At 64.3% G+C, this 3,541-nt stretch carries 3 protein-coding genes, 1 tRNA gene and 1 pseudogene; 3 read left to right on the top strand and 2 right to left on the bottom strand.

From position 1 onward, the window contains the following. The first annotated feature begins 16 nt into the window (after positions 1-16). Positions 17-93, top strand: a tRNA-Met gene (locus ASF14_RS12795). A gap of 143 nt (positions 94-236) precedes the next feature. On the opposite strand, the pseudogene ASF14_RS12790 reads toward ASF14_RS12795, so the two are convergent. Continuing rightward, positions 237-578, bottom strand: a pseudogene (locus tag ASF14_RS12790) (transposase family protein); the annotation flags it as partial. A 34-nt stretch (positions 579-612) separates the two neighbouring features. Further along, the gene (locus ASF14_RS12785) at positions 613-1,836 is read right to left on the bottom strand and encodes an IS256 family transposase (protein ID WP_056435517.1); all 1,224 of its coding nucleotides are present in this window, start codon (positions 1,834-1,836) and stop codon (positions 613-615) included. 167 nt (positions 1,837-2,003) lie between these two features. Here ASF14_RS12785 and ASF14_RS12780 point away from each other — a divergent pair, with 167 nt between their 5' ends. Then, positions 2,004-2,309 carry a transposase gene (locus ASF14_RS12780; RefSeq protein ID WP_056435514.1) on the top strand — a complete coding sequence of 102 codons (306 nt, stop codon included), beginning with the start codon at positions 2,004-2,006 and terminating at the stop codon, positions 2,307-2,309. Positions 2,310-2,864: 555 nt separating this feature from the next. Continuing rightward, positions 2,865-3,515 carry a hypothetical protein gene (locus ASF14_RS12775; RefSeq protein WP_168371527.1) on the top strand — a complete coding sequence of 217 codons (651 nt, stop codon included), beginning with the start codon at positions 2,865-2,867 and terminating at the stop codon, positions 3,513-3,515. The last annotated feature ends 26 nt before the right edge of the window (positions 3,516-3,541 follow it).

The following is a 3,541-nucleotide window of genomic DNA, read 5'->3' as shown; positions in this document are numbered from 1 at the left end:
CCACCTTCCACAGCGTCGCGGGGTGGAGCAGCCCGGTAGCTCGTCAGGCTCATAACCTGAAGGCCGCAGGTTCAAATCCTGCCCCCGCAACCATACTTCCCGATACCATAACCGCCCGGATTATCCCGCGGCGGTTTTTGTTGTGTCTTTTTTCCGTGAGTCAGTTCTTGCTCAGCGGCTCTCATCGCGTCCTAATCGAGGCCTCTCGATGCCAGGACTGACGTGACCCCAGTCTTTCAACCAGCGGCAACCCGAGACCGACCGGTGTTGTCGCGCATGAGCGCAGGTGAAGCAACGGGCGGGGTAGCGTAGCCGAGCGACGAGTGCGGCCGCTCGGTGTTGTAGTCGTCGACCCAGCGGGCCAGGATCGAGCGGGCTTGGCCAATGGTGAAGAACAGCGTCTCGTTGAGCAGCTCGTCGCGCATGCGACCGTTGAAGCTCTCGACGAACCCGTTCTGCGTCGGTTTGCCTGGTGCGATGTAATGCCACTCGATGCTGGCATCGGCGGACCAGGCGAGCACCGCATTGGAGGTCAGTTCGGTCCCGTTGTCGCTGACGATCATCTTCGGCCGGGATTGTCAGGAATTTCGTGTGCGGGCGGGCGGATGAACATTACGCCGCCATGGCCTTGATGAAGCGTTCGCCGAAGATGACGGCGAACTGGGCCTTTGCCATGATCCACTCACGTGGCGGCATTCTCCACTCTTTCTCCGAGCGGTTCAAGATCAGGTAGAGCAGCTTGGTGGCGGCCTCGTCGCTGGGGAAATGCCCACGGGCGCGCACGGCCCGGCGCAGCTTCGAGTTCAAGGCCTCTATGGAATTCGTGGTATAGATGATCCGCCGAACGTCGTCGGGAAAGGCGAAGAACGGGATGACCTCGGTCCAGGCGCGCCGCCAGCTCTGGCCGATGGCGGGATAGCGGGTGCCCCAGGGACCAGCCTCGAATGCGATCAGCGCCTGCTCGGCCGCCTCGGCGCTGGGTGCGCGGTAGACCTCCTTCAGCGCGCTCGCCAGGCCCTTGCGGTCCTTCCAGGAGACGAAGTCCATGGAATTGCGCAGCAGGTGGACGATGCAGGTTTGAACCACGGCGTCGGGAAACACGGCGGTGATCGCCTCGGGAAAGCCTTTCAGCCCGTCGACGACGGCGAGCAGGATGTCCTCGGTGCCGCGGTTCCTGAGCTCGTTCATGACCCTGAGCCAGAATTTGGCACCCTCGTTCTGCTCCAGCCACAGGCCCAGCACCTCCTTGGCACCATCGGCACGGACGCCCAGGGCGATGTGGATCGCCTTGTTGCGCACCATGCCCTCGTCCCGGATCTTCACCCGCAAGGCGTCGAAAAAGACGAGCGGGTAGACCGGATCCAGCGGCCGCTGCTGCCAGATCGCCACCTCGTCGAGTACGGCGTCGGTCACCGTCGAGATCAGATCGGGCGACACGTCGATGCCGTACAGATCGTGCAGGTGACCCATGATCTCCCGGGTGCTCATACCGCGCGCGTACATCGAGACGATCTTTTCATCGAAACCTGGAAAGCGCCGCTGGTATTTGGCGATTAGCTGCGGGTCGAAGCTGGCTTGCCGGTCGCGCGGTACGTCGATCGCCAACTTACCGGTATCGGTCGTGATCGTCTTCCGACCGTAACCGTTGCGGCTGTTGCCCGCGCCATCTTCACCGGCGAGGTGATGATCCATCTCGGCATTCAACGCGCGCTCGGTCAGCGCCTTCTTCAGCGCGTCGAGCAGGCCACCCTGCGCCAAAGCGGTGCCCGCGTCACCGCCGGTCAGCAACTGATCCAGTAACTCGTTCGGTATCGCAGGCTCTTTGCGTCGGGACATATCGGGTCTCCTTCTTTCCGGTTATGCCCGCCCGCACACGAAATTCCTGACAATCCCAGGCTGACAACCAAGATCCACATGCAGGCCGACACGCTCGGTCGGCCCCTGCGGTTCCGCATCACGTCCGGACAAGCCAGCGGCATAGCATCGGCACCCGCTCTGCTCGCGTGTCGCCAGATCGCCCGCCCGCTCGTCGCCGCGCCAGAAGCGGACAAGCCAGCGGCATAGCATCGGCACCCGCTCTGCTCGAAGGCCAGCGCGCCAAGGCGGTACTCGCCGACAAAGCCTATGACGGCCACGACTTGCGCAACCAGATCGCAGGCATCCACGCCGAGGCGGTGATCCCCTCCAAGCGCAACCGCAAGGTCGCCATCCCTCATGACGACGCCATCTACAAACATCGTAACAAGATCAAGCGATGCTTCGGACGCCTCAAGCATTTCCGTCGCTTCGCTACCCGCTACGATCGATGAACCATCCACTTCAACGGCTTCATCCACCTCGCCGCTGTCATGAACTGGCTACGCTGAATGTCGATCCGACCTAGTATTCGGCATCGTTCAACTACAGAGCGATCATCGTCGACACGTCCTGATCTGTCGCCGGGTGCGCCGTCGTTATTCGACGACTCGTCGCCAGTGGTTCTGGAACGAACCGGCCCGTCGCTTGGTCGATCACTCCTCTTCCTCCCGGCCATAAGGCGCCTGGGATCGGCCCGGCATTCGCGTGGTGGGCACACCGGCCTTTGCCGAAATGGAGCACGAGGGGTTCGATCGGGGTTTTTGCCGATATGAGGGGATGCTCCGCCTTCAAACGTCTCAACCGTGAGACGCCGTATCCTCGCTTATGGGCAGCTTCAAACGATTGACTTACAGAGCTGAATTCGAGGCGGGCGGATTGTCCCAACCGATCTGTCCGTCTCACCCTCCTGTTCAGCGTCAAAGGCCGACCGTGCGCGTCCCGCTTTCCGCCATTGCCTCGCCATGCCTTGGCCAATGGCATCGCGCGCCCCGGATCGCGGTCCCCGCATGACGGTGATGGACCCAATTTTTCGCACCATGACGGGGGATCGCGCAACGCTCGACCGCACGGCCGAGGCGCTGTGCCGCGACTTCGCCATCGCCTGGAGCGCCGGGGCGTCCTGGGGCACCTGGGCGGAGCTGGGCGATCTGCGCGCAGGCCATCCCGCCTTCGTCATCCGTCATACGCCCGAGGGCACCGGGCTGGACACCCAGCGCTGGGGAATAGGCGAGGGACCGGACGCGACGACGCGGATCCCCGGCCTGGCGCTGCCCTGGTGGCGTCGTCTGGCCGAGCGTCCGGCGCAACGCTGCCTGATCCCGCTGACCGCCGCCACCCTGACGGCCCGCGCCCGTCCGGGCCGGGACCGGCGCGCGACCTGGTTTGCGCTGGCCGAGGAGCCGGTCTTCACCGTGGCGGGGCTGTGGCGCGACAGCGGCGATGCGCGCTGCTTCGCGATGGTGGAATGCGGGGCCGATTACGGGGCCGACGCGCTGTTCCCGACCATGCCGATGATCGTCGCGGCGAAGGACCGGGAGCGCTGGCTGCATGGGTCGATGCAGGACATCGCCGCGTTGGGGAGGCCTTGCCCGCCAGAGCGGCTGCGGATCGGGCTCCCCCGGCCCGCTGCGATCACCGCACGTTCGGCGCAGCTCTGATCGACAGGCATGAAGGCCTGCTTTCC

Source organism: Sphingomonas sp. Leaf257, from assembly GCF_001422185.1.
Lineage (GTDB): Bacteria > Pseudomonadota > Alphaproteobacteria > Sphingomonadales > Sphingomonadaceae > Sphingomonas > Sphingomonas yabuuchiae.
The sequence above is the reverse complement of the archived record's forward strand: the minus strand, read 5'-3'. Positions and strand labels throughout refer to the sequence as shown.

Coding starts and splice junctions, on each gene's coding strand:
- ASF14_RS12775 (WP_168371527.1), top strand. CDS start 2,865: ATGACGGTGATGGACCCAATTTTTCGCACCATGACGGGGGATCGCGCA.
- ASF14_RS12785 (WP_056435517.1), bottom strand. CDS start 1,836: ATGTCCCGACGCAAAGAGCCTGCGATACCGAACGAGTTACTGGATCAG.